General features: G+C 71.4%; 15 protein-coding genes, 1 tRNA gene and 1 rRNA gene. 13 read left to right on the forward strand and 4 right to left on the reverse strand.

Going from position 1 to position 25,841, the window contains the following annotated elements; all coding sequences use genetic code 11:
• The 3 genes from rrf to ACFY2L_RS33960 all read left to right on the forward strand — a co-directional run.
• Window positions 1-87 (forward strand): 5S ribosomal RNA (rrf, locus tag ACFY2L_RS33950); the annotation flags it as partial.
• A 114-nt stretch (window positions 88-201) separates the two neighbouring features.
• Window positions 202-864 carry a DegT/DnrJ/EryC1/StrS family aminotransferase gene (locus ACFY2L_RS33955; protein ID WP_390661972.1) on the forward strand — a complete coding sequence of 221 codons (663 nt, stop codon included), beginning with the start codon at window positions 202-204 and terminating at the stop codon, window positions 862-864.
• Between the two features lie 75 nt (window positions 865-939).
• Window positions 940-1,012: transfer RNA gene (locus ACFY2L_RS33960), tRNA-Thr, on the forward strand.
• 61 nt (window positions 1,013-1,073) lie between these two features.
• On the opposite strand, the gene ACFY2L_RS33965 is transcribed toward ACFY2L_RS33960, so the two are convergent.
• A complete protein-coding gene (locus tag ACFY2L_RS33965; protein WP_390661960.1) occupies window positions 1,074-3,812 on the reverse strand; it encodes a SpoIIE family protein phosphatase in 2,739 nt (912 codons plus the stop codon).
• Window positions 3,813-4,189: 377 nt separating this feature from the next.
• Here ACFY2L_RS33965 and ACFY2L_RS33970 point away from each other — a divergent pair, with 377 nt between their 5' ends.
• From ACFY2L_RS33970 to ACFY2L_RS34015, 10 genes are all read left to right on the forward strand, one after another.
• Window positions 4,190-9,634 (forward strand): HAMP domain-containing protein, encoded by a 5,445-nt coding sequence (locus tag ACFY2L_RS33970; RefSeq protein WP_390661959.1) that lies wholly within the window; start codon window positions 4,190-4,192, stop codon window positions 9,632-9,634.
• A 261-nt stretch (window positions 9,635-9,895) separates the two neighbouring features.
• Window positions 9,896-10,582, forward strand: a complete 687-nt coding sequence (locus ACFY2L_RS33975) for a two-component system response regulator (protein WP_390661958.1) — start codon at window positions 9,896-9,898, stop codon at window positions 10,580-10,582.
• Between the two features lie 210 nt (window positions 10,583-10,792).
• Window positions 10,793-13,513, forward strand: a complete 2,721-nt coding sequence (locus tag ACFY2L_RS33980; RefSeq protein ID WP_390661957.1) for a DNA translocase FtsK — start codon at window positions 10,793-10,795, stop codon at window positions 13,511-13,513.
• Between the two features lie 253 nt (window positions 13,514-13,766).
• A complete protein-coding gene (locus ACFY2L_RS33985) occupies window positions 13,767-14,606 on the forward strand; it encodes a helix-turn-helix domain-containing protein (RefSeq protein ID WP_390661956.1) in 840 nt (279 codons plus the stop codon).
• Between the two features lie 92 nt (window positions 14,607-14,698).
• Window positions 14,699-16,168 carry a 30S ribosomal protein S12 methylthiotransferase RimO gene (gene rimO / locus ACFY2L_RS33990; RefSeq protein WP_390661955.1) on the forward strand — a complete coding sequence of 490 codons (1,470 nt, stop codon included), beginning with the start codon at window positions 14,699-14,701 and terminating at the stop codon, window positions 16,166-16,168.
• Entirely contained in the window at window positions 16,165-16,977 is an 813-nt protein-coding gene (gene pgsA, locus ACFY2L_RS33995; RefSeq protein WP_390824262.1) for a CDP-diacylglycerol--glycerol-3-phosphate 3-phosphatidyltransferase, read from the forward strand. The genes rimO and pgsA overlap by 4 nt, the downstream gene beginning before the upstream one ends.
• Window positions 16,974-17,519, forward strand: coding sequence for a CinA family protein (locus ACFY2L_RS34000; protein WP_390661953.1), 546 nt, complete (start codon window positions 16,974-16,976; stop codon window positions 17,517-17,519). Before pgsA ends, ACFY2L_RS34000 begins: the two co-directional genes overlap by 4 nt.
• Before the next feature lie 109 nt (window positions 17,520-17,628).
• Entirely contained in the window at window positions 17,629-18,009 is a 381-nt protein-coding gene (locus ACFY2L_RS34005) for a helix-turn-helix domain-containing protein (RefSeq protein ID WP_015657463.1), read from the forward strand.
• A 182-nt stretch (window positions 18,010-18,191) separates the two neighbouring features.
• A complete protein-coding gene (locus tag ACFY2L_RS34010) occupies window positions 18,192-18,662 on the forward strand; it encodes a Dps family protein (protein WP_390824263.1) in 471 nt (156 codons plus the stop codon).
• A 69-nt stretch (window positions 18,663-18,731) separates the two neighbouring features.
• Complete coding sequence (locus ACFY2L_RS34015; protein WP_390824264.1) at window positions 18,732-18,995, forward strand: hypothetical protein; 264 nt, start codon at window positions 18,732-18,734, stop codon at window positions 18,993-18,995.
• Window positions 18,996-19,218: 223 nt separating this feature from the next.
• Here ACFY2L_RS34015 and ACFY2L_RS34020 read toward each other — a convergent pair whose 3' ends face one another.
• The 3 genes from ACFY2L_RS34020 to ACFY2L_RS34030 are packed head-to-tail and all read right to left on the reverse strand — an operon-like array spanning window position 19,219 to window position 25,838.
• A complete protein-coding gene (locus ACFY2L_RS34020) occupies window positions 19,219-19,983 on the reverse strand; it encodes an SDR family NAD(P)-dependent oxidoreductase (RefSeq protein WP_390824265.1) in 765 nt (254 codons plus the stop codon).
• 32 nt (window positions 19,984-20,015) lie between these two features.
• On the reverse strand, window positions 20,016-20,861 hold the full coding sequence (locus tag ACFY2L_RS34025) for a DNA-formamidopyrimidine glycosylase family protein (RefSeq protein WP_390824266.1): 846 nt from the start codon (window positions 20,859-20,861) through the stop codon (window positions 20,016-20,018).
• Window positions 20,862-20,909: 48 nt separating this feature from the next.
• Window positions 20,910-25,838, reverse strand: coding sequence for an ATP-dependent helicase (locus ACFY2L_RS34030; protein ID WP_390824267.1), 4,929 nt, complete (start codon window positions 25,836-25,838; stop codon window positions 20,910-20,912).
• Window positions 25,839-25,841 lie beyond the last annotated feature (3 nt).

Raw genomic sequence — 25,841 nt, forward strand, 5'->3', positions numbered from 1 at the left:
GGTTACATTCCGAACCCGGAAGCTAAGCCTTACAGCGCCGATGGTACTGCAGGGGGGACCCTGTGGGAGAGTAGGACACCGCCGAACAATCATTCAAAGGGTTGGGCCCTGAACTTCGGTTCAGAGCCCAACCCTTTTTTGTTTTCCGTCACTTGAAGTTCACGTTCCGCCCGCAGCATCCACGGCATGGGTACTGCTGCAATGCTCAGGGCCGCAGGCGTCGGTGTCGGTGACGAGGTCGTCGTGCCGGCCTTCGGGAACGCCGAAGTCGCCGGAGCGGTCGCCCTGGCGGGTGCGCTGCCGGTGTTCGCCGACGTGGATCCGGTGACCTACTGCCTGGACGCGGCCGCCGTCGAGGCGGTCGTAACTCCGCGCACCGCGGCCGTCGTTGTCGTACACCGCTTCGGGCGGCCGGCCGATGTCCCCCGGTTGCACGGGGTCGGGCAGCGGCACGGGCTGCTGGTCCTGGAACAGGCCGAGTCCGAGGCGCCGTACGACGAGATCGCCCGGCGGCGGGAACGGGCGGCCTATCTGGACGCGCGGTTGCGTGGGGTGCGGACCCCCGACGGCGGAGACGGGCACTCCTATCAGCAGTACGTCGTGCGGGTGCCGGGCAACGGCCGTCCCGATCGGGACGCCTTCGCGAGGGCCTTGCGGGGGAAGGGAGTTGAGTGCCGGGTGCCGGTGAAGACCCCGCTGCACCGGCTGCCCGAGTTCCGGCGGTGCGTGTCTTTGCCGGAGACCGAGCTGGCCGCGGACGAGACCCTCGCCCTGCCGGTGGACGCCTCGTTGACGAAACGGGACATGCAGCGCGTCGTGGCCGCGTGCAACGCGCTCGGCGGGCTGCTGCAACCGGCCTTCTGATCGGGTTTGGGAACACGGGCTCGTTCAGGGTATGATCTATTCCGTTGCCGCGAGGGAAACCTCGAAAAGCAACCGGCCCCTATAGCTCAGTCGGCAGAGCGTCTCCATGGTAAGGAGAAGGTCAACGGTTCGATTCCGTTTGGGGGCTCCGAAAAGAAACCCCCGCCCTATCGGGCGGGGGTTTTCTCATGTCCGCGTGACCCTCCCTCTCAGGCCACCCGCATCGCCAGGATCGCCATGTCGTCGGACGGGGCGTCCGACGCGAAGCGTTCCACCGCGCGCATGATGCGGGCCGCGACCGCGCCGGCCGTGAGGCCCGTACAGGTCGACAGGACGTCGGCGAGGCCGTCGTCGCCCAGCATGCGGGTCCCCTCACGGCGCTCGGTGACGCCGTCCGTGACACAGAGCAGGACGTCGCCCGGGTCGAGGGTGACCGTCTGCTCGTACAGTTCCAGGTCCTCGATGACGCCGAGGAGGGGCTGGGGTTCGGCGGCCGGTTCCACCGTGCCGTCCTGGCGCAGGCGGAGCGGGAGGGGGTGACCGGCGCAGACCACCTTCAGTTCCGCGCTGCCGTCGTCCTGCGGGCGCATCTCGCCGTAGAGGAGCGTCAGGAAGCGGCTGCGGTCGCCCTCGTCGAGGATGGCCGAGTTGAGCCGCTCCAGGACCGCCGGGCCGCTGAGGCCCTCCCTGGCGAGCAGTCTCAGGGCGTGGCGGGCCAGACCCGTCACGGCGGCCGCGTGCGGGCCGGTGCCGCAGACGTCGCCGATCGCGAAGCCGTAGGCGCCGTCGCTGATCGGGAAGACGTCGTAGAAGTCGCCGCCGACCTCGTTGCCCTCGCCGGCCGCGCGATAGATGACGTCGACCTCGACGCCGTCGATCCCGGGCAGTCCCGGCGGCAGGAGACTGCGCTGGAGGGACTGGCTGATGGCCGTGCGCTCGGAGTAGAGGCGGGCGTTGTCGAGAGCGAGGGCCGCCCGGCGGCTCAGGTCCTCGGCCAGTTCCAGGATCTCCTGGCGGAAGTGTTCGTCGGTGGGCTTGCCGAGGGTCAGCATGCCGATGACGCGGTTGCGGGCGACCAGCGGGAGGACCACCGTCTCGCCGCCGACCGCGGAGGCCGTGGCGAGGGTGGGGCCGATGCCCGAGGCCACCTGGTGGGTGGGGCCGCCGGTCAGGCCGAGGCTGCGCATGGAGCTGCGCAGGGCCGCCTCGTGGGCGGCCTCGCCGGGCGCCGACCAGACGCGGGCGCCCGGGGTGGGTACCGGATCCGGCGGGGGGATCTTCGAGAGCAACGACTTGATGCCGTCGATGAGCTCCTCGTCCTCGTGCAGGACGTAGGACAGGTACGGGTCGGAGGCCTGGTCGGAGATCGTGTAGACGGCGCACCAGGTCGCCAGGGTGGGAACCGTCATCTGGGCCATCAGGGCCAGGGTCTGGTCGCGGTCCAGGGTGCCGGCCAGCAGGTCGGAGGCCTCCACCAGGAAGCTCAGCGAGCCGCGGCGCAGGCGCTCCAGCTCGCCCAGGCGGGCCGACTCGACGGCGAGGGCGATGCGGTCGGCCGCGAACTGCAGGCGCAGCGCCTCCTCGTTGGAGTAGCGGCCGGGGGCCTCGGCCGCGACGCCGAGGGAGCCGGTGAGACGGCCCTCGACCTTCAGCGGCACCGTCACCACCGAGCGCATGCCGGTGCCGTTCAGCAGCGGCACGGCGCCGGGGACGGCCAGGAGGTCCTCGTGGACGGCCGGCATCCGGGCCGAGCCGTAGCGTCCCGGGCCCGCCTCGACGGGGACGCGGGCGAAGCGCTGGCGGGCGGAGGGCAGGCCGGTGGAGGCGCGGACCTCCAACTCCGTCTCGTCGTCGGTCGCGAGGAGCAGGAAGGCGGAGTCGCCGTCGAGCATGTCGCGGGCGCGTTCCACGGTCCGCTGGAGGAGTCCGTCGAGGTCGTCGGGGGCGGGTGAGCCGATGAAGACCTCGAAGGGGTCGCTGCTCTGGCCGTCGACGGGCGCCGTGTCGGACGCCGGGATGCGTGACGGGGTCTGCAGGACGGCGCGTTCGTGGTCACGGACGAGGAGGCAGACCGTGGAGGGTTCGCCGTCGGTGTCGCGGACGCGGAGGTGGGAGGCGTACACGGGGGTGACCCGGCCGGTGGCGCCGCGGATGCCGTAGCTGCCCTCCCAGCGGGAGAGCTGGAGGGCCTCGGCGATGCCGGTGCCGGTGCCGGGGGTGTGCGGCCAGGCGGCGAGGTCGGTGAGGGGTTTGCCGGTGACCTGGTCGGCGGCGTAGCCGAAGAGTTCCTCGGCGTCCTCGTTCCAGGCCGAGATCGCGCCCGTACGGTCGATCTGGACGACCGCGACGCGGACGCGGCTGTCGGCGAGCGGGAGGAGGTCGGCGGGGAGGGACGGGCCGGCGGTGCGGGTGCCCACCGGGCGGTCGGGAAGATCGAGTTGGAACCAGACCTGCTTGTGGGTGGGGGTGTAGTCGACGCCCCAGCGGCCCGCGATGGCCGCGCAGAGCTGGAGGCCACGGCCGCCCTCCCGGTCGGGGCTGCCCATGGTGGCGGGGGAGCCCTGGAGGGGGATCTCGCGTTCCGGGTACCGGTCGGCCACCTCGATGCGTACGCCGTCCTCGGACCGCAGGCACAGGACGTCGGCGTGGGTGCCCGCGTGGACGACCGCGTTGGTCACCAGCTCGCTGGTGAGGACCACGGCGTCGTCGACGATGTCGGCGAAGCCCCAGCCCTGGAGGGTGTCGCGGACGAACGAGCGGGCGGTCGCGACAGATCGCCCGACGGGCTCGAAGCTGGCGGCCGCACGCGCGGTGATCACGGAACTCCTCGGGCGGTTGTCGACGTGGGGGGAACCCTGGCCGCCCTGGTCGCGCCGCTGCTGCGGCGGGCGCATGCCGGAGGGCCGGGGGTCCGGGGGCTGTTCCCCCGGGATCAGTCCGGTGGTCATGTGTGCGGCCGCCCCTCCGATGCCCGCTCGTGCCTCGTGCCACCGCCCAGGCCGGACGGACCGGCGCGGCTGGACAGCCGCATGCAAGGTTACTTACCTTCCCCGTCCGTGCGGATGCCGGTCATCAGTGTTTCCGCCCCATGAGTGTGCGGACGGTGTGCGAAGCTGCCGAACTGTTATGGCCGGGTTCGGTGAGGGTGAAACACTGGGCAAGCTTCTTGTGAAGGTCCGGGCAGACTGGGTGTCTTCTGAGTACAGGGGGCAGCAGCCCCCGGGGCCGCCTGGTTACATCGGGCGGACAACCCAGCGGTAACCGGCAGACGGCAAGTAGCAGCACCCATGCACAGCGTAACGGTCGATCCCTGCGGGAGGGACAAGTGGAGTCTGGCGCAGCGACGCGGAGCACTAAGGCGCGCGCGAAAGGCGGACAGTCCCTGAGCAGGCGCGCACCGCGCGGAGGTACCACCACCGTGGACACGGCGGCCCTCGACCGGCTGCTCTCGGCCCTGGTGTCCATGCGGGACGGGAACTTCCGCAAGCGGCTCACGGTGTCCGGCGACGGCGTGATGTCGGAGATCGCGGCCGTGTTCAACGAGGTGGCGGACCGCAATCTCCACCTCACGGGTGAGTTGTCGCGGGTGCGCCGCATGGTGGGCCGGGAGGGCAAGCTCACCGAGCGGCTGGAGACGGGCGCCTGTGAGGGGTCGTGGGCGACCGCCATCGACCACTCCAACGCACTGGTCGACGACCTCGTACGGCCTGTCTCCGAGGTCGGGCGGGTGCTGTCGGCGGTGGCCGAGGGTGATCTGTCGCCGCGCATGGAGCTGCGGACGCAGACGCCGGAGGGGGTGGCCGGGCAGCCGCTGCGCGGGGAGTTCCTGAAGGTCGGGCGGACGGTCAACAACCTGGTGGACCAGCTGTCGACGTTCACCGACGAGGTCACGCGCGTGGCCAGCGAGGTGGGCACCGAGGGCAAGCTGGGCGGGCAGGCGCAGGTGCGCGGCATGTCCGGTTCGTGGAAGGACCTGACGGAGTCCGTCAACACGATGGCGGAACGGCTCACCGCGCAGGTGCGGGACATCGCGCTGGTGACGACGGCGGTGGCCAAGGGTGATCTGTCACGGAAGGTGACGGTTCATGTCGAGGGCGAGATGCTGGAGCTGAAGAACACCGTCAACACGATGGTGGACCAGCTCTCCGCGTTCTCGTCCGAGGTGACCCGCGTCGCGCGCGAGGTGGGCACCGACGGCATGCTGGGCGGTCAGGCGCAGGTGTCGGGTGTCGACGGTGTGTGGAAGGAACTCACCGATTCGGTGAACACCATGGCCGGCAATCTGACGGCGCAGGTGCGTCAGATCGCCGAGGTCACCACGGCGGTCGCCAATGGTGACCTGTCGCGGAAGGTGACCGTGCCGGCACGTGGTGAGGTCGCCCAACTCGCCGAGACGATCAACCAGATGACCGAGACGCTGCGGATCTTCGCGGACGAGGTCACGCGCGTGGCCAACGAGGTGGGCGCCGAGGGGCGGCTCGGCGGGCAGGCCAACGTGCCGGGTGCGGCGGGTACCTGGAAGGACCTGACGGACTCCGTCAACACGGTGTTCCGCAACCTCACCACTCAGGTGCGTGACATCGCGGCCGTGACGACGGCCGTGGCGAGCGGTGACCTGTCGCAGAAGGTCACGGTGGACGTGGCCGGCGAGATGCTGGAGCTGAAGAACACCGTCAACGGGATGGTGGACCAGCTCTCCGCGTTCGGTGCCGAGGTCACGCGCGTGGCGCGGGAGATCGGTGTCGAGGGTGAACTGGGCGGTCAGGCGCAGGTGTCGGGCGCGGCCGGGACGTGGAAGGACCTGACGGACTCCGTCAACACGGCGTTCAGGAATCTCACCGGACAGGTGAGGAACATCGCCCAGGTGACGACGGCCGTGGCCAACGGCGACCTGTCGCAGAAGGTCACCGTCGACGTCTCCGGCGAGATGCTCCAGCTGAAGAACACCGTGAACACGATGGTGGACCAGCTGTCGTCGTTCGCCGACCAGGTGACGCGGATGGCCCGGGACGTGGGCACCGAGGGACGGCTCGGCGGTCAGGCACGCGTGGACGGTGTGTCGGGCACGTGGCGGGAGCTCACCGACTCCGTCAACTTCATGGCGGGGAACCTCACCTCTCAGGTGCGGCAGATCGCGCAGGTGACGACCGCCGTGGCGCGCGGTGACCTGTCGCAGAAGATCGACGTCGACGCGCGCGGCGAGATCCTCGAGCTGAAGAACACCATCAACACGATGGTCGACCAGCTCTCCGCGTTCGCGGACCAGGTGACCCGGGTGGCCCGGGACGTGGGTACCGAGGGCCGGCTGGGCGGTCAGGCGCAGGTGCCCGGTGTGGCCGGTGTGTGGCGGGACCTGACCGACTCGGTGAACGGCATGGCCGGCAACCTCACCGCCCAGGTGCGCAACATCGCGCAGGTCGCCACGGCGGTGGCGCGCGGTGACCTGTCCCAGAAGATCACCGTGGACGCGCGCGGGGAGATCCTGGAGCTGAAGAACACCCTGAACACGATGGTGGACCAGCTGTCGTCGTTCGCCCAGGAGGTCACGCGGGTGGCCCGTGAGGTGGGTACGGAGGGGCAGCTCGGCGGCCAGGCCGAGGTGCAGGGTGTCTCCGGCACCTGGAAGGACCTCACGCAGTCGGTGAACTTCATGGCGAACAACCTGACCATCCAGGTGCGCCAGATCGCCGAGGTCACGACCGCAGTCGCCAAGGGCGACCTGTCGAAGAAGATCACCGTCGACGCCAAGGGCGAGATCCTCGAGCTCGTCACCACCGTGAACACGATGGTGGACCAGCTGTCGTCGTTCGCGGAGCAGGTGACCCGGGTGGCCCGTGAGGTGGGCACCGAGGGCATCCTGGGCGGCCAGGCGCACGTTCCGGGCGTCACGGGCATCTGGAAGGACCTCAGCGACAACGTCAACCTGATGGCCAAGAACCTGACCATGCAGGTGCGCAACATCTCCCAGGTCGCGGCGGCCGTCGCCAACGGCGATCTGACGCGGACGGTGACGATCGAGGCGCGCGGCGAGGTCCAGCAGCTCGCCGACACCATCAACACGATGGTGAAGACGCTGAGCTCGTTCGCCGAGCAGGTCACCAAGGTGGCCCGTGAGGTGGGCACGGACGGCATCCTGGGCGGTCAGGCACATGTGCCGGGTGTGGCGGGCACGTGGAAGGACCTCACCGACTCCGTGAACGGCATGGCGTCCAACCTGACCGGTCAGGTGCGCAACATCGCCATGGTCACGACGGCCATCGCGAAGGGTGACCTGACGAAGAAGATCGACATCGATGCGCGCGGGGAGATCCTGGAGCTGAAGACGACCATCAACACGATGGTCGACCAGCTGTCGTCGTTCGCCGAGGAGGTCACCCGGGTGGCCCGCGAGGTGGGCACGGAGGGGCAGCTCGGCGGCCAGGCACGCGTGCGTGACGTCGACGGCACCTGGCGCGACCTCACGGAGTCGGTGAACGAGATGGCCGGGAACCTGACCCGGCAGGTCCGCGCCATCGCGCGCGCGGCGACCGCGGTGACCCGCGGCGACCTGAACCTGAAGCTCGACGTGGACGCGGCCGGCGAGATCCAGGAGCTGCAGGACTACATCAACAAGATGATCGCCAACCTGCGTGACACCACGATCGCCAACAAGGAGCAGGACTGGCTCAAGGGCAACCTCGCGCGCGTGTCGGCCCTGATGCAGGGGCGGCGCGACCTGGAGGACGTGGCTTCGCTGATCATGAGCGAGCTGCCGCCGCTGGTGGCCGCGCAGCACGGCGCGTTCTTCCTGGCGATGCCGTCGTCCGAGGGCACGGAGGAGTCGTACGAGCTGCGGATGCTGGGCTCGTACGGCTACTCGATGGGGTCGATGCCGACGTCGTTCCGGCCGGGTGAGGCGCTGGTGGGGACGGCCGCCGAGGAGAAGCGCACGATCCTGGTGGAGAACGCGCCGAGCGGCTATCTGAAGATCTCCTCCGGGCTCGGTGAGGCGCCGCCCGCGCAGGTGATCGTGCTGCCGGTGCTGTTCGAGGGCAAGGTGCTCGGGGTGATCGAGCTGGCGTCCTTCGCGCCGTTCACGCAGATCCAGAAGGACTTCCTCAACCAGCTCGCCGAGATGATCGCGACCAGCGTCAACACCATCTCGGTCAACACCAAGACCGAGCAGCTGCTGAAGCAGTCGCAGGAGCTGACCGAGCAACTGCGCGAGCGGTCGGCGGAGTTGGAGCAGCGGCAGATGGCCCTCCAGGCGTCCAACGCCGAACTGGAGGAGAAGGCCGAGCTGCTGGCCCAGCAGAACCGTGACATCGAGGTGAAGAACACCGAGATCGAGGAGGCGCGGCAGGTCCTGGAGGAGCGTGCCGAGCAACTCGCGGTGTCGATGCGGTACAAGAGCGAGTTCCTCGCCAACATGTCGCACGAGCTGCGTACGCCGCTGAACTCGCTGCTGATCCTGGCGAAGCTGCTCGCGGACAACGCGGAGGGCAATCTCTCGCCGAAGCAGGTCGAGTTCGCGGAGACGATCCACGGGGCGGGTTCCGACCTGCTGCAGCTGATCAACGACATCCTGGACCTGTCGAAGGTCGAGGCGGGCAAGATGGACGTCTCGCCGACGCGGATCGCGCTCGTGCAGCTCGTGGACTACGTGGAGGCGACCTTCCGGCCGCTGACCGCGGAGAAGGGACTGGATCTGTCGGTGCGGGTGTCGCCGGAGCTGCCGGCCACGCTGCACACGGACGAGCAGCGGCTCCTTCAGGTGCTGCGCAACCTGCTGTCCAACGCGGTGAAGTTCACCGACTCGGGGTCGGTGGAGCTGGTGATCCGGCCGGCCGGGGCGGAGGTGCCGGTGGCGATCCGGGAGCAGTTGCTGGAGGCCGGTTCGCTGACGGATCCGGACGCGCCGCTGATCGCGTTCTCGGTGACCGACACGGGCATCGGGATCGCGGCCAGCAAGATGCGGGTGATCTTCGAGGCGTTCAAGCAGGCGGACGGCACGACCAGCCGCAAGTACGGCGGTACGGGTCTGGGGCTGTCGATCTCGCGGGAGATCGCGCAGCTGCTGGGCGGTGAGATCCATGCGCAGAGCGAGCCGGGGCGTGGTTCGACGTTCACGCTGTACCTGCCGCTGCACCCCAGCGAGCTGCCGCCGCAGGGGTACCAGCAGGTGGTGCCCGCGCTGGAGGCCGGTGACCTGGTGGCCTCGGAGAACGGGGCGGCCGAGCGGTCGGAGCTGTCGGACGTGGAGATCGAGACGCCGGCCGAGGTGAAGTCGTACCACGAGACGCAGAACGGCGCGGCGGCGCTGTTCCGGCGCCGGCGGCGGTCGTCGAACGGCGGGGAGCGGGTCGGGGAGCCCGCGCAGTGGTCGGCGCCGCAGGGGCACCGGGGCATCCGGTTCGGCGGTGAGAAGGTGCTGATCGTCGACGACGACATCCGTAACGTGTTCGCGCTGACCAGCGTCCTGGAGCAGCACGGCCTGTCGGTGCTGTACGCGGAGAACGGCCGTGAGGGCATCGAGGTGCTGGAGCAGCACGACGACGTGGCGGTCGTGCTGATGGACATCATGATGCCCGAGATGGACGGCTACGCGACGACGACGGCGATCCGCAGGATGCCGCAGTTCTCGGGGCTGCCGATCATCGCGCTGACGGCGAAGGCGATGAAGGGCGACCGGGAGAAGGCGATCGAGTCGGGTGCCTCCGACTACGTCACGAAGCCGGTCGATCCCGATCACCTGCTGACGGTGATGGAGCAGTGGATGCGGGAGGCGTGACGGGATCCGTTCTGTGACGGGAACTTGCGGGAGTCGTGAGAAGTTGCCGACAGAGGCTGTTCACGGCCGTGTAGCGGGGCGGGATCCGGGGAACCTTCTGGTCTCCTGTCGCGTTCCTGCTATGTGCACAGTGACATCACGGTGACAGGGTGTGGCGACGGTCGGGGTGCGGCTACCATGACCGGCACAAGGAAGGGCGGCGCAAAGGAGTCGTCCCCAGGGGCGGCGCCCGGTGCACTGCCGGGGCGAGGAGGGCGGGCCATGGTGCAGAAGGCCAAGATCCTCCTGGTCGATGACCGGCCGGAGAATCTGCTGGCGCTGGAGGCGATCCTCTCGGCGCTCGATCAGACGCTGGTGCGGGCATCGTCCGGGGAGGAGGCGCTCAAAGCGCTGCTGACGGACGATTTCGCGGTCATTCTGCTGGATGTCCAGATGCCGGGAATGGACGGTTTCGAAACGGCCGCGCACATCAAGCGGCGAGAACGCACCAGGGACATCCCGATCATCTTCCTCACGGCGATCAACCACGGCCCGCACCACACCTTCCGGGGGTACGCGGCCGGCGCGGTGGACTACATCTCCAAGCCGTTCGACCCGTGGGTGCTGCGCGCCAAGGTCTCGGTGTTCGTCGAGCTGTACATGAAGAACTGCCAGCTCAGGGAGCAGGCGGCGCTGCTGCGGCTCCAGTTGGAGGGCGGCGGCAAGGCGGCGGCGGCCGGTGGTGCCAAGGAGCCGGCCGGGCTGCTGGCCGAGCTCTCCGCGCGTCTCGCGGCCGTCGAGGAGCAGGCCGAGGCGCTGTCCAAGCAGCTCGACGACGAGTCGGCGGACGCGGCCGCGGTGGCCACGGCCGCGCATCTGGAGCGCAAACTCACCGGGCTGCGGCGGGCCCTGGACGCGCTGGAGCCGGGCACCGGCAACGGCGCCGCCTCGCTGCCGTCGCAGAACTGACGCGGGAGGCGGCCGCAGTTGGGGGTGAGCGGGTGTCAGTTCCGTGCGCCGTCACGGGGCTGATGCGCCGGCTCCTCGCCGGGCGGCTGCTCCGGAGGGCTGCCCCAGCCGTGCGGAAGTGTCAGTTCCGCGCCTGCGAAGGGCCGACACGAACGGGTGAAGCAGTGGGCACGCGTGTCCCCTGTCGTCTCCCCCGGTAACCTCACACCCATGGCCTCACGTCCCTCCGCAGCCAAGAAGCAGCCAGCCAAGAAGGCGGCCGCTCCCGCGAAGGCTCCGGCGAAGAAGGCCGCCGCGAAAAAGGCCCCGGCGAAGAAGGCGCCCGCCAGGAAGGCCGCGGCCAAGAAGGCGGCGCCGGCGCCCAAGCCGGCGCCGAGCCCCACCGGGGGCGTCTACCGGCTCGTGCGGGCCCTGTGGCTGGGCCTGGCGCACGCGGTGGGCGCCGTGTTCCGGGGGATAGGGAACGGCGCGAAGAACCTCGACCCCGCCCACCGCAAGGACGGCGTCGCCCTGCTGCTGCTCGGCGTCGCGCTGATCGTCGCCGCGGGCACCTGGGCCGACCTGAAGGGCCCCGTCGGCGACCTGGTCGAGATCCTGGTCACCGGCTCCTTCGGCCGCCTCGACCTGCTCGTGCCGATCCTGCTCGCGGTCATCGCCGTGCGCTTCATCCGGCACCCGGAGAAGCCCGAGGCCAACGGGCGCATCGTGATCGGCCTGTCCGCGCTCGTCATCGGGGTCCTCGGCCAGGTCCACATCGCCTGCGGCGCGCCCGCCCGCAGCGACGGCATGCAGGCGATAAGGGACGCCGGCGGCCTCATCGGCTGGAGCGCGGCGACCCCGCTGACGTACACCATGGGCGAGGTGCTCGCCGTACCGCTGCTGGTGCTGCTCACGGTCTTCGGGCTGCTGGTCGTCACGGCCACCCCGGTCAACGCGATCCCGCAGCGGCTGCGGCAGCTCGGGGTCCGCCTCGGCATCGTGCACGACTACGAGGCGGACGGGTACGACGCGTTCGCCGACGACGACGCGCGCTACGACGAACAGTGGCGCGAGGCGCTGCCCGGGCGCCCCCGCCGGCGCTCGGGCGCCCCCGGGGCGTACGACCCCGACGACGCCGAGGGGGAAGCCCTCTCCCGGCGCCGTGGCCGTCCCCGCCGCTCGGCCGTGCCGCAGCCCGCGATGGACCGGGAGCCGGACGCCGTGGACATCGCCGCGGCCGCCGCGGCCGACCTCGACGGCGCCATCATGCACGGCATGCCGCCCTCGCCGGTCGTCGCCGACCTCACCCAGGGCGTGCGGGTGGGCGACCGTGAGGCGACCACACCGACGCCGGTACCGGCCGCGCGGCCGCAGCAGGAGAAGCTGCGGACCGGGGCCGTCCCCGATCTGACCAAGGCGCCGCCGGAGAAGATCGCCGACCTGCCGCCGCGCGCCGAGCAGCTCCAGCTCGCCGGCGACATCACCTACGCGCTGCCCTCGCTGGACCTGCTGCAGCGCGGCGGCCCCGGCAAGGCGCGCAGCGCCGCCAACGACGCGGTCGTGGCCTCGCTGACGAACGTCTTCACCGAGTTCAAGGTCGACGCGGCCGTCACCGGTTTCACCCGCGGCCCGACGGTCACCCGCTACGAGGTCGAGCTCGGCCCCGCCGTGAAGGTCGAGCGGATCACCGCGCTCACCAAGAACATCGCGTACGCCGTCGCCAGCCCGGACGTGCGGATCATCAGCCCGATCCCCGGCAAGTCGGCGGTCGGCATCGAGATCCCCAACACCGACCGGGAGATGGTGAACCTCGGGGACGTGCTGCGGCTCGCCGACGCGGCGGAGGACGACCACCCGATGCTGGTGGCGCTCGGCAAGGACGTCGAGGGCGGCTATGTGATGGCCAACCTGGCGAAGATGCCGCACATCCTCGTGGCCGGCGCCACCGGGTCCGGCAAGTCCTCGTGCATCAACTGCCTCATCACGTCGATCATGGTCCGGGCGACCCCGGAGGACGTGCGGATGGTCCTCGTCGACCCCAAGCGCGTCGAGCTGACCGCGTACGAGGGCATCCCGCACCTGATCACGCCGATCATCACCAACCCGAAGCGGGCCGCCGAGGCGCTGCAGTGGGTCGTCCGGGAGATGGACCTCCGCTACGACGACCTCGCGGCCTACGGCTTCCGGCACATCGACGACTTCAACGAGGCCATAAGGAACGGCAAGGTCAAGCCGCCCGAGGGCAGCGAGCGGGAGCTGCAGCCCTACCCGTACCTGCTGGTGATCGTCGACGAGCTGGCCGACCTGATGATGGTCGCGCCGCGGGACGTCGAGGACGCGATCGTGCGGATCACACAGCTCGCGCGCGCGGCCGGCATCCACCTGGTGCTCGCCACCCAGCGGCCCTCGGTCGACGTGGTGACCGGTCTGATCAAGGCGAACGTGCCCTCGCGGCTCGCCTTCGCCACCTCCTCGCTCGCCGACTCACGGGTCATCCTGGACCAGCCGGGCGCGGAGAAGCTGATCGGCAAGGGTGACGGACTGTTCCTGCCGATGGGCGCGAACAAGCCGACCCGTATGCAGGGCGCCTTCGTGACCGAGGCCGAGGTCGCGGCGGTCGTGCAGCACTGCAAGGACCAGATGGCGCCGGTCTTCCGGGACGACGTCGTCGTGGGGACGAAGCAGAAGAAGGAGATCGACGAGGACATCGGCGACGACCTCGACCTGCTGTGCCAGGCGGCCGAGCTGGTCGTGTCCACCCAGTTCGGCTCGACGTCGATGCTCCAGCGCAAGCTGCGCGTCGGCTTCGCGAAGGCCGGCCGGCTGATGGACCTCATGGAGTCGCGGAACATCGTCGGTCCGAGCGAGGGATCCAAGGCTCGTGACGTTCTTGTGAAACCCGATGAGCTGGATGGCGTGCTGGCCGTGATCCGGGGGGAGTCTGAGGGGTAGGCGTGGTGCCGGGGACCCGGGCGTCCGTGACTCACCCGTTAGAAACAGCAGGGCAACCGTTTCCCTTTGGTGTACGTCCAGTTGAGCGAGAGGACAGGTACGGCTTTCAACCGGGGCCGTGTCTGGCCCGTCGTCGGCGTGACCGGCCATGCCGATGGCGTACAAAGTCGTACCGTCCGGTTGCCCGTCCCTTTGGCACCCCCCCTAGACTGAACCTCCAGCACAGGTGGCTACACGCTCGAAAGGCGCCCCCGTGTCCATCGGCAACTCCCCTGAAGACGAGCGTCCGTTCGAAGACCCGTCCGAGGAAGCCCCCTTCTCGATCGGTCGTGCCCTGCGCCAGGCGCGCATCACCGCCGGGCTGACCGTCGACGACGTCAGTACCGCCACCCGGGTCCGCATCACCATCATCCGTGCCATCGAGTCGGACGACTTCGCCCCCTGCGGCGGGGACGTGTACGCGCGCGGGCACATCCGGACCCTGGCCCGGGCCGTGCGGCTCGACCCCGGTCCGCTGATCGAACACTACGACGCCACCCACGGCGGCCGTCCGGCTCCCACCCCGGCCGCGCCGCTGTTCGAGGCGGAACGCATCCGCCCCGAGCGACGCGGACCGAACTGGACGGCGGCGATGGTCGCCGCGATCGTGGCCGTGGTCGGCTTCGTCGGCTTCACCGCCTTCAAGGGCGGCGACGACAGCGGATCCAAGGAGTCCGTCGCCGAGGGCACCACGCCCGCGGCCGGCGACACCGCCTCGCCCACCCCCAAGACCGACAAGTCCGCCGACACCCCGCCCGAGCCCTCCGACAGCGCCATCGCGGCCGCGCCCCAGGACAAGGTGACCGTCAAGGTCAGCGCGACCGACGGCCGCAGCTGGATCTCCGCCAAGGACCACAACGGCCGGCTGCTGTTCGACGGACTGCTCAAGCAGGGCGACTCCAAGACCTTCCAGGACAGCGAGAAGATCAACCTCGTCCTCGGCGACGCCGGCGCGATCGACCTGTTCGTCAACGGCAAGAAGATCGACGACAACTTCCAGCCCGGCGCGGTGGAACGCCTGACGTACACCAAGGGCGACCCGCAGGCCGGGTGAGACCCGGGAGACACAAGTGATCCGACGGGGTTGGCCATGATCGCCAACCCCGTCGACGTTCGGTGTCGGCGGGACAAAGTAGTCTTGAGCCCATGCCTGAACGCCGTACCGTCGCACTCGTCACCCTTGGCTGCGCCCGTAACGAGGTGGACTCGGAGGAGCTCGCAGGCCGTTTGGAGGCGGACGGCTGGCAGCTCGTCGAGGACGCCGAGGACGCGGACGTCGCCGTCGTCAACACCTGTGGCTTCGTCGAGGCCGCCAAGAAGGACTCCGTCGACGCCCTCCTGGAGGCCAACGACCTCAAGGGGCACGGCAGAACCCAGGCCGTCGTGGCGGTGGGCTGCATGGCCGAGCGCTACGGCAAGGAACTCGCCGAAGCCCTCCCCGAAGCCGACGGCGTGCTCGGCTTCGACGACTACGCGGACATCTCCGACCGCCTCCAGACCATCCTGAACGGCGGCATCCACGCCTCCCACACCCCGCGCGACCGGCGCAAGCTGCTGCCGATCAGCCCGGCGGAGCGGCAGTCCGCGACCGATGTGGCCCTGCCCGGGCACGGCGCCCCGGTGGACCTGCCGGAAGGCCTCGCCCCGCAGTCCGGCCCCCGCGCGCCCCTGCGCCGCCGCCTCGACGGAGCCCCCGTCGCCTCGGTGAAGCTCGCCTCCGGCTGCGACCGGCGCTGCTCGTTCTGCGCCATCCCGTCCTTCCGCGGCTCCTTCATCTCGCGCCGGCCGGGCGATGTCCTCAACGAGACGCGCTGGCTGGCCGAGCAGGGCGTCAAGGAGATCATGCTGGTCTCCGAGAACAACACCTCCTACGGCAAGGACCTGGGCGACATCCGTCTGCTGGAGACCCTGCTGCCCGAGCTGGCGGAGGTCGACGGCCTGGAGCGGGTGCGCGTCAGCTACCTCCAGCCGGCCGAGATGCGGCCGGGGCTCATCGACGTCCTGACGTCCACGCCCAAGGTCGCGCCCTACTTCGACCTGTCCTTCCAGCACTCCGCCCCCGATGTGCTGCGCGCGATGCGCCGCTTCGGCGACACCGACCGGTTCCTGGAGCTGCTCGACACCATCCGCAGCAAGGCACCCCAGGCGGGCGTGCGCTCCAACTTCATCGTGGGCTTCCCCGGCGAGTCCGAGGCCGACCTGGCCGAGCTGGAGCGCTTCCTGAACGGCGCGCGGCTGGACGCCATCGGGGTCTTCGGGTACTCCGACGAGGAGGGCACCGAGGCCGCCACCTACGAGAACAAGCTCGACGAGGACGTCGTCGCCGAGCGGCTCGCCCGCGTCTCCCGGCTCGCCGAGGAACTCGTGTCCCAGCGGGCCGAGGAGCGCCTGGGCGAGACGGTGCACGTGCTCGTGGAGTCCGTGGACGAGGACGGCGTGCACGGACGTGGGGCGCACCAGGCGCCGGAGACCGACGGCCAGGTGCTGCTCACACCGGGCGAAGGCCTGAGTGTCGGTCGTATGGTCGAGGCGAAGGTGGTCGGCACGGAAGGTGTCGACCTGGTGGCCGAGCCCCTGCAGGGCTCGTTCGGGTGTAGTGAGGAGGCGGGCAGATGACGGGTGCACCGGCATCGGCTGCCGGCGGCTCCTCGCGGGCGCCCGGGACCGGCGCGGCGGACGTTTCCGCCGCCGGTTCCGGCGCCGTCGACCCGTCTGCCGCTGCCGGCCCCGCCACCGCCGCCGGTGGCAGCGGCTCCCGGGGAGCCGCCGACGCCGAGGCGCAGGGTGCCGCGGGCAAGTCCCCGCGCGGCGGCAAGCTGGCCGCCGCGGCCGTCAACCAGGCGAGTGTCTGGAACATCGCCAACCTGCTGACGATGCTCAGGCTGATCCTGGTGCCCGGCTTCGTCATGCTGATGCTGGCCGACGGCGGCTACGACCCGGCCTGGCGGTCGTTCGCCTGGGCGGCCTTCGCCGTCGCCATGATCACCGACCTGTTCGACGGACATCTGGCGCGCACCTACAACCTCGTCACCGACTTCGGGAAGATCGCCGACCCCATCGCCGACAAGGCGATCATGGGAGCGGCGCTGATCTGCCTCTCCTCGCTCGGCGACCTGCCGTGGTGGGTGACCATCGTGATCCTCGGCCGGGAACTCGGGATCACGCTGATGCGTTTCCTCGTCATCCGGTACGGCGTCATCCCGGCGAGCCGGGGCGGCAAGCTCAAGACGCTCACGCAGGGCGTGGCCGTCGGGATGTACATCCTGGCGCTGACGGGCTGGCTCGCCACCCTGAGGTGGTGGGTGATGGCGGCGGCCGTCGTCCTCACCGTGGTGACCGGGCTCGACTACGTAAGACAGGCCATTGTGCTGCGCAGGCAGGGCATCGCCGAGCGCAGGGCGGCGTCGGAGGAGACGGAAGCGTGAATTCCCCGGCCGCCGACGTGGTGCGACTACTCACGGTGAAGGGCGAGACGCTCGCTGTGGCCGAGTCGCTGACCGGTGGCCTGGTCGCGGCGGAGATCACATCGGTGCCCGGGGCCTCCCAGGCCTTCCGTGGCTCCGTCACGGCCTACGCGACCGAGCTGAAGCAGGAACTGCTCGGGGTGGACGCGGGCCTGCTGGCCGCGCGCGGAGCGGTGGATCCGCAGGTCGCCGCCCAGATGGCCGCCGGAGTGCGCAAGGCGCTCGGCGCCGACTGGGGCATCGCGACCACCGGCGTCGCCGGCCCCGATCCCCAGGACGGCCAGCCCGTCGGCACGGTCTTCGTGGCCGTGGACGGCCCCTTCGGGCCGGAATCCGGTTCCGCCCCTGGCGGAAAAGTGGCGGCCCTGCGGTTGAACGGCGACCGCGCGGAAATTCGTAGAGAGAGTGTACGGAGCGTGCTCGCACTGCTTCTGACAGAGCTTGCGGGCGAACACACCGGGAATGAGCGGGCACAGGATACGGAACAGAACGGGGGGTTTTGATGTTTGCAGCCCTGAGTGAACACGACATCGCTCCCCGCACGGCCGCAGCGCGAGGCGGTACGGTGGGGCGTGAAGGATGCGGCTACGCGGTCCGAGGAGGGAGCCACCGATGATTCTGCTCCGTCGCCTGCTGGGTGACGTGCTGCGTCGGCAGCGCCAGCGCCAGGGCCGTACTCTGCGCGAAGTCTCCTCGTCCGCCCGAGTCTCACTCGGCTATCTCTCCGAGGTGGAGCGGGGGCAGAAGGAGGCTTCCTCCGAACTGCTCTCCGCGATCTGCGACGCGCTGGACGTACGGATGTCCGAGCTCATGCGGGAAGTGAGCGACGAACTCGCCCTCGCCGAGCTGGCCCAGTCTGCTGCGGCCACCCCCAGCGAGCCTGTGCCCACGTCGGTTCGCCCGATGCTGGGTTCCGTGTCGGTGACCGGTGTGCCACCGGAGCGGGTGACCATCAAGGCGCCCGCCGAGGCGGTGGACGTGGTCGCCGCGTGAGGTTCCGCCCGCGGGTGTGTCCTTGGACGGGACGTGCTCCGGGCACTGTGTGAGGCCCCGGCCGGGGCGCCTCCGGGGAGACCCGGAGGGGTGCGGTCGGGGTTTTTCGCGTCCGTTTGCCGGTGAGGTGCCCTGCGGTCATCGTGGAGGGGCATGACGGTCGCCTCACACCGGAGGTAGCGATGAACGTCGTGAAGAGCCCGTTGTCCGACGCCGGCCTGAAGACCGTCGCCGAGGCGTTGCAGGGAGCGCTCGTCGATCTGATCGACCTCTCGCTCGTGGCCAAGCAGGTCCACTGGAACGTCGTCGGGCCCCGGTTCCGGTCCGTCCATCTTCAGCTCGACGAGGTCGTGGACGTCGCGCGCGCTCATTCCGACACGGTCGCCGAGCGCGCCTCGGCGCTGGGGGTCTCGCCGGACGGCCGTGCCGCCACGGTCGCGAGCGGCAGCGGGCTCGGCGTGGTGGCCCAGGGCTGGATCAAGGACTCCGACGCGGTGGGGGCGCTCGTGGCGGCTCTGGGCGCGGCGATCACCCGGATGAGGCAACGGGTGGCGGCGACGGAGGAGGCGGATCCCGTCAGCCAGGACATCTTCATCGGGATCACCGCCGACCTCGAGAAGCATCACTGGATGTTCCAGGCGGAGAACGCATGAGGCGCAGCACGCGCGGACGGGTCCCGGGGGCCGGTACGGCGTTCCCGGCGGTGGGCTGGAGGTGACGTCGTGGCGGGCCGCATAGCGCGCCGGGGTGTGCTTCTCGGACTCGGCGCCGTGTGGTGGTGGGCCGTCCTGAGGCTCGCCGTGGCGCCCGGTGCGGGGGCGCTGGAGGGCACGATCGCGGCCGGCGGGTGGGGGCTGAGTCTGCTGCCGGTGCACTGCGTGGCCAAGGCACAGGCGGTGGGGGCGGTCGCGGTGGGGCGGTGGAGAGCGGCCTGGCGGGTGGCGGAGGAGGGGCTCGGGGTCGGGAGTGCGGGGCGCGGACTGTGACGGGGCGCGGGGCGTGGCGAGGGGCGCGGGTGACGAGTACGGGGCGCCGGGAGCGGGGCGTCGGGAGCGGCAGGAAGGGCCGTGAGGGGCATGAGGGGCGTCCGGCGGGTGGGGGCGGGCCGAGTGGGCGGAGCCTCCAGAGCGCCTGGTGCGGGGTGCGTGACATCTGACGCGTGCTGTGGCCCGTGGTGGGCCTGGGGGTGCGGTGCTGCGAGGCGCGGGTTCACCAGGGCATGGACACGCCGCCGTTCGGGCGGAGGGTCTGGCCGGTCGTGAAGGCCGACGCGTCGGAGGCCAGGTGGAGTACGGCATGGGCGATGTCCTCCGGCTCGCCGACGCGGCCCAGGGGCGCCATACGCGCCATGAGCGCCTCGGTCTGCGCCTGTGCGCCGTCGTCGTGGCGGTCGGTCATGGGGGTGCGGATCCAGCCCGGGGCGACGGCGTTGACGCGGATGCCGTGCCGGCCGACCTCGGTCGCCAGGGTCTTCGTCAGCTGGACCACCGCCGCCTTGGCGACGCCGTAGCAGAGCAGTCCGGAGCCACCGGTGTCCACGGCGCCCGAGGCCATGGTGACGATGCTGCCGCCGGTGCCGCGGGCGAGCATCAGCCGGGCGGCCTCCTGGCAGGCGTACAGCACACCCTTGAAATTGACGGCCAGCACCCGGTCGAGGTCTTCGTCGCGGGTCTCCAGGACGGGGCTGCGGTGCATGATCCCGGCGACGGCCGCCATCACGTCCAGCCGCTCGCAGGACTCCACGGCCCGGCGGACCTGGGCGCGGTCGGTGACGTCGAGATGATGGGTGTGGGCGGTGCCGCCCTGGCCCTTGATCAGGGTCTCGGTCTCGTGCAGGCCCTGGGCGTCCAGGTCCGCGCCGTGCACGGTGGCGCCGGCCCGGGCGAGCAGAAGGGCGCAGGCGCGGCCTATCCCGCTCGCGGCGCCGGTGACGAATGCGGTGCGTCCGGTGAGGTCGTACGCCTTCACGGCCATGAGGGGACGGTACGAGGGTTTCTGACGGGTCGTCAATTGGTCGTACGGTGGTAGCGCTCACGCCAGCGCTGCGGGGAACCCGGCGCCGGGGCGGGACCCGACTGGCAGGTGGGGCACCAGTACGTGGGGCGCTCCTGAGACCCGTCGCCCTGGTCGGCCACCCGGATCCGGGTGTGGCAGCGCAGACAGGGACGGGGTGCGCGGCCGTACACGAACAGGTCCTGGTCGCGCAGGCCCGTGGTCCGGCGGACCGGGCGGTCGCGGTTCACCTCCAGCAGCCGCTGGGCGAGGCCGGGCAGCTTCGCGGCGCGTTCTTCGGGAAGCGCGCCGACGGGGAGCCAGGGGGTGACGCCGAGCAGGAAGCAGAGCTCGCTCTTGTACACATTGCCGATGCCGGCGAGGTTGCGCTGGTCGAGCAGCGCCTCCCCCAGGGCGCGGGCGGGGTCGGCGAGGAGGTTCGCGAGCGCGAGGTCGGGGTCCCAGTCCGGGCCGAGGAGATCGGGGCCGAGGTGGCCGACCACGCTCTCCTCTTCGGTGGTGCGCAGCAGCCGTATGACCTGGAGGCGGTAGCCGACCGCGGCGCGGTCGGCCGTACCGAGGATCACCCGGATCTGGTGCGCCGGGCCGCCCTTCCAGCGCTCGCCGGTGCCGTAGACCTTCCAGGCGCCTTCCATGCGCAGGTGGGTGTGCAGGGTCAGGCCGCCCTCGACCCGCGTGAGCAGGTGCTTGCCGCGCGGCACCGTGTTCAGGACGTGCCGGCCGGTCAGGTCCACCGTGGCGTACTTGGGGACCCTGAAGTCGCTGGTGGTCAGCACCCTGCCCGCGAGCGCGCCGTGCAGTCGCTTCGCGGTCTGCCAGACCGTGTCACCTTCGGGCATGCGTCAAGGGTGGCACGCGGGCCGCACCCCGGGCTGGGACGTCAGGCCTCATGCGCGCAGCCGCAGGCCCCGGGGGGTCGCGATGAAGCCCGCTCCCTCCAGGAGGACGCCTATGGGGGACGTCAGGGCCGAGGCGCCGTTGATCCGCTCGACCGTGACCGTGCCGAGGGAGCCCGCGCGGGCGGACAGGGCCAGGGCCTCGGCCGCGTCCCGCAGGCGGGGGTCGTCGGTGGGGTTGTCCGCCGCGTCCGGTGCGGAGGGCCAGGCCAGCAGGGTCTTGCCGCCGCGCTCCATGTAGAGCGTGAGCTCGCCGTCGACGAGCACGACCAGGGACCCCGCCTTGCGGCCCGGCTTGTGTCCGGCGCCCGTAGGCGGCTCGGGCCAGCTCAGGGCGGCGCCGTACGCGTTCGCGGGGTCGGCGGCGGCGAGGACGACCGCCCGGGAGGCGGGTGAGGGGGCGTCGCGGCGACGGTGGGGAGCGGTTGGTCCGTACGAGGAGGCCGGGCCCTGCGGGAAACCGTCGCCCCCGCCGCGGGGGCCGCCCGCGCCGGGGGAGGCGAAGTCGCGCGGGGAGCCGTACTCGCCCGGTGCCGCGAAGGGACCGTCGGGGACAGGGGTCTCCCACTGCGTGTCCAGGGGCGGGAAGCCGTCGGTGAACGCGTCGGTGAAGGCGTCGGAGGTGAACGGGTCGGGGACGGCGGTCTGCGCGCCGGACGGGCCGGGCAGGGGCTCGCTGCGGTCGCGGGCGTTGGCCACCGCGCGCAGCCGGTCCACGGCACCGTCCATCGCGAACTGCGCGGCGCCGAGGCCCTCGACGACATAGCCGCGCCGGGCCTGTCCGCTTTCCTCGAAGGCGGACAGGATGCGGTACGTCGCCGAGAAGCCGCCCTCGACTCCTTCGGCCGCGACCGCGCCCCGGGTCACCACGCCGTGCCGGTCGAGGAGCGTGCGGGCGAGGGCGTGGGCCCGGACGGTGGGGTCGGGTTCGAGGGCCGGAAGGAGGGACCAGCGGCCGGCGACGGTCGGGGGGCCGCTGCGGGAGGCGGGGCGGGCGGCCGCCGTCAGGGAGCCGTAGCGGCCCCGGGGGATCGTGCGCTTGGCGCGGTGGGCGGTGGAGCCGGCCGTGCGGCCCGAGCCCAGCAGGGAGCGCATCGGGGTCAGGGTGTCGTTGGTGAGGCGGCCGGACCAGGCCAGGTCCCAGACGGCGTCGGCGAGTTGCGGATCGGTGGCGTCGGGGTGGGTGGTGGCGCGGACCTGGTCGGCGATCTGGCGGAAGAACAGACCGTAGCCCCCGGAGAGGGCGTCCAGGACGGACTGGTGCAGGGCCGTCAGCTCCAGGGGGTGGGGCGGGGGCAGGAGCAGCGGGGCCGCGTCCGCCATGTACAGGGAGACCCAGCCGTCCTTGCCGGGGAGCGCGCCCGCGCCCGCCCAGACGACCTCTCCGGCGGCGGTGAGCTCGTCGAGCATGGCGGGGGTGTAGTCCGTGACCCGGGAGGGCAGGACGAGCTTCTCCAGGGCCGAGGCGGGCACGGAGGAGCCCTGGAGCTGTTCGACGGCGCGCACCAGACCGTCCGGGCCGCGCAGGGAGTGACCCTTGCCGATGTGCTGCCACTGGGGCAGGAACTGGGCCAGGGCGGGCGGCGGCACCGGTTCGAGTTCGTGCCGCAGGGCGGCCAGCGAACGGCGGCGCAGTCTGCGCAGGACGGCCGCGTCACACCACTCCTGGCCGATGCCGGCCGGGTGGAACTCGCCCTGGACGACGCGCCCGCTCGCCGCGAGCCGCTGCAGGGCGCCCTCGGTGACGGCCACGCCGAGGCCGAAGCGGGCGGCCGCGGTGGCCGAGGTGAACGGGCCGTGGGTACGGGCGTAGCGGGCGAGGAGGTCGCCGAGCGGGTCCTTCACCGGCTCGGTGAACGCCTCGGGGACGCCCACGGGGAGCGCGGTGCCGAGCGCGTCGCGCAGCCGGCCCGCGTCCTCGATGGCCGCCCAGTGGTCGGCGCCTGCGACGCGGACGCGGATGGCGCGCCGCGCCGAGGCCAGTTCTTGCGCCCAGTGCGGTTCGGCGCCGCGCCGTGCCAGTTCGGCGTCGGTCAGCGGACCGAGGAGACGAAGGAGGTCGGCGACGCTTTCGGTGTCCTTCGCGCGGCGGTCCTCGGTGAGCCACTGGAGTTCCTGTTCGAGCTCGGTGAGCACCTCGGCGTCGAGCAGTTCGCGCAGCTCCGCCTGGCCGAGCAGCTCGGCCAGCAGCCGCGAGTCCAGCGAGAGGGCGGCGGCGCGGCGCTCGGCGAGGGGTGAGTCGCCCTCGTACAGGAACTGGGCGACGTACCCGAAGAGGAGCGAGCGAGCGAAGGGCGACGGTTCGGGGGTGGTGACCTCGACCAGGCGGACCTTGCGGGACTCCAGATCGCCCATCAGCTCGACCAGGCCGGGGACGTCGAAGACGTCCTGGAGGCACTCGCGGACCGCCTCCAGGACGATCGGGAACGAGCCGAACTCGCTCGCCACCTGGAGCAGTTGCGCGGCCCGCTGGCGCTGCTGCCACAGCGGGGTGCGCTTGCCGGGGTTGCGGCGGGGCAGCAGGAGAGCACGGGCGGCGCACTCCCGGAAGCGGGCCGCGAACAGGGCGGAGCCGCCGACCTGGTCGGTGACGATCTGGTCGACCTCGCCCTTGTCGAAGACGACGTCCGCCGCCCCGACGGGGGCCTGGTCCGCGTCGTACTCCGTGCCGGCCTTCACGGGGGCCTGGTCGAGCAGGTCGAGGCCCATGAGGTCGGCGTCCGGCAGACGCAGGACGATGCCGTCGTCGGCGTGCATGACCTGGGCGTCCATGCCGTACCGCTCGGAGAGCTTCGCGCCGAGCGCGAGCGCCCACGGCGCGTGCACCTGGGCGCCGAAGGGGGAGTGGACGACGACCCGCCAGTCGCCGAGCTCGTCGCGGAAGCGCTCCACGACGATCGTGCGGTCGTCGGGGACATGGCCGCAGGCCTGGCGCTGTTCGTCCAGGTAGGAGAGCACGTTGTCGGCCGCCCACGCGTCCAGGCCCGCGGTGAGCAGGCGCAGCCGCGCGTCGTCCTTCGGCAGGGAACCGACCTCGCGCAGGAACGCGCCCACGGCGCGGCCCAGCTCCAGGGGGCGGCCCAGCTGGTCGCCCTTCCAGAACGGGAGGCGGCCCGGGACGCCGGGGGCGGGTGACACCAGCACGCGGTCGCGGGTGATGTCCTCGATGCGCCAGGAGCTGGTGCCGAGGGTGAAGACATCACCCACGCGGGACTCGTAGACCATCTCCTCGTCGAGCTCGCCGACCCGGCCGCCGCCCTTCTTGGGGTCGGCGCCTGCGAGGAACACGCCGAACAGACCGCGGTCGGGGATCGTGCCGCCGGAGGTGACGGCCAGCCGCTGGGCGCCGGGGCGGCCGGTGACCGTACCGGCGACGCGGTCCCACACCACGCGCGGGCGCAGCTCGGCGAAGGCGTCGGAGGGGTAGCGGCCCGCGAGCATGTCCAGGGTGGCCATGAACGCGGACTCGGGGAGGGAGGCGAAGGGGGCGGCCCGGCGCACCGTGGCCAGCAGGTCGTCCACCTGCCAGGTGTCCAGGGCGGTCATTGCCACGAGTTGCTGTGCCAGGACGTCCAGGGGATTGGCGGGGATCCGCAGGGACTCGATGGACCCGGTGCGCATGCGCTCGGTGACCACGGCCGCCTGGACCAGGTCGCCGCGGTACTTGGGGAAGACCACACCGGTGGAGACCGCCCCCACCTGGTGTCCCGCGCGGCCCACGCGCTGGAGGCCGGAGGCCACGGAGGGCGGGGACTCCACCTGGACCACCAGGTCCACCGCGCCCATGTCGATGCCCAGCTCCAGGCTGGAGGTGGCGACCACCGCGGGGAGGCGGCCCGCCTTGAGGTCCTCCTCGACCAGGGCGCGCTGTTCCTTGGAGACCGAGCCGTGGTGCGCGCGTGCGATGACGGCCGGGGCGCCCTGGGCAGCTCCTGAGCCGCCCATGAGTTCCGCCGGGGCGTGGTGCTCCTCAAGGGGTTGGCCGGTGGCGCGTTCGTAGGCGATCTCGTTGAGGCGGTTGCACAGGCGCTCGGCCAGGCGGCGGGAGTTCGCGAAGACGATCGTGGAGTGGTGGGCCTGGATGAGGTCCGTGATCCGCTCCTCCACATGCGGCCAGATCGAGGGGCGTTCCGCTCCCTCGGAACCGTCGGCGACGGGGGAGGCCCCCAGCTCGCCCAAATCCTCCACGGGGACGACGACCGACAGGTCGAACTCCTTGCCCGACTTCGGCTGGACGATCTCCACCTTGCGGTGCGGCGAGAGGTAACGGGCGACCTCGTCGACCGGACGGACGGTGGCGGAGAGGCCGATGCGCCGGGCCGGCCGGGGGAGCAGCTCGTCGAGTCGCTCCAGGGTGAGGGCCAGGTGCGCGCCGCGTTTGGTGCCGGCGACGGCGTGGACCTCGTCCAGGATGACCGTGTCGATGCCCGTCAGCGCGTCGCGGGTGGCCGACGTCAGCATCAGGAACAGGGACTCGGGCGTGGTGATCAGGATGTCCGGGGGGCGGGTGGCGAGGGCGCGGCGCTCGGCGGGCGGGGTGTCGCCGGAGCGGATGCCCACCTTGACCTCGGGTTCGGGCAGGCCGAGGCGGACGGACTCCTGGCGGATGCCGGTGAGAGGGCTGCGGAGGTTGCGTTCCACGTCGACGGCCAGGGCCTTGAGGGGGGAGACGTAGAGGACCCGGCAGCGCTTCTTGGGGTCGGCCGGCGGAGGAGTGGAGGCGAGCTGGTCCAGGGCGGCCAGGAAGGCGGCGAGGGTCTTGCCGGAGCCGGTGGGGGCCACCACCAGGACGTCCGAGCCCGCGGCGATGGCCTGCCATGCGCCTGCCTGGGCCGGCGTGGGCGCGGAGAAGGCGCCCGTGAACCAGCCGCGGGTCGCGGGGGAGAAGGCGCTGAGGGCCTCGTGTGCGGAGCTCGCCATGCG

This window comes from Streptomyces sp. NPDC001381 (assembly GCF_042895685.1).
Lineage (GTDB): Bacteria > Actinomycetota > Actinomycetes > Streptomycetales > Streptomycetaceae > Streptomyces.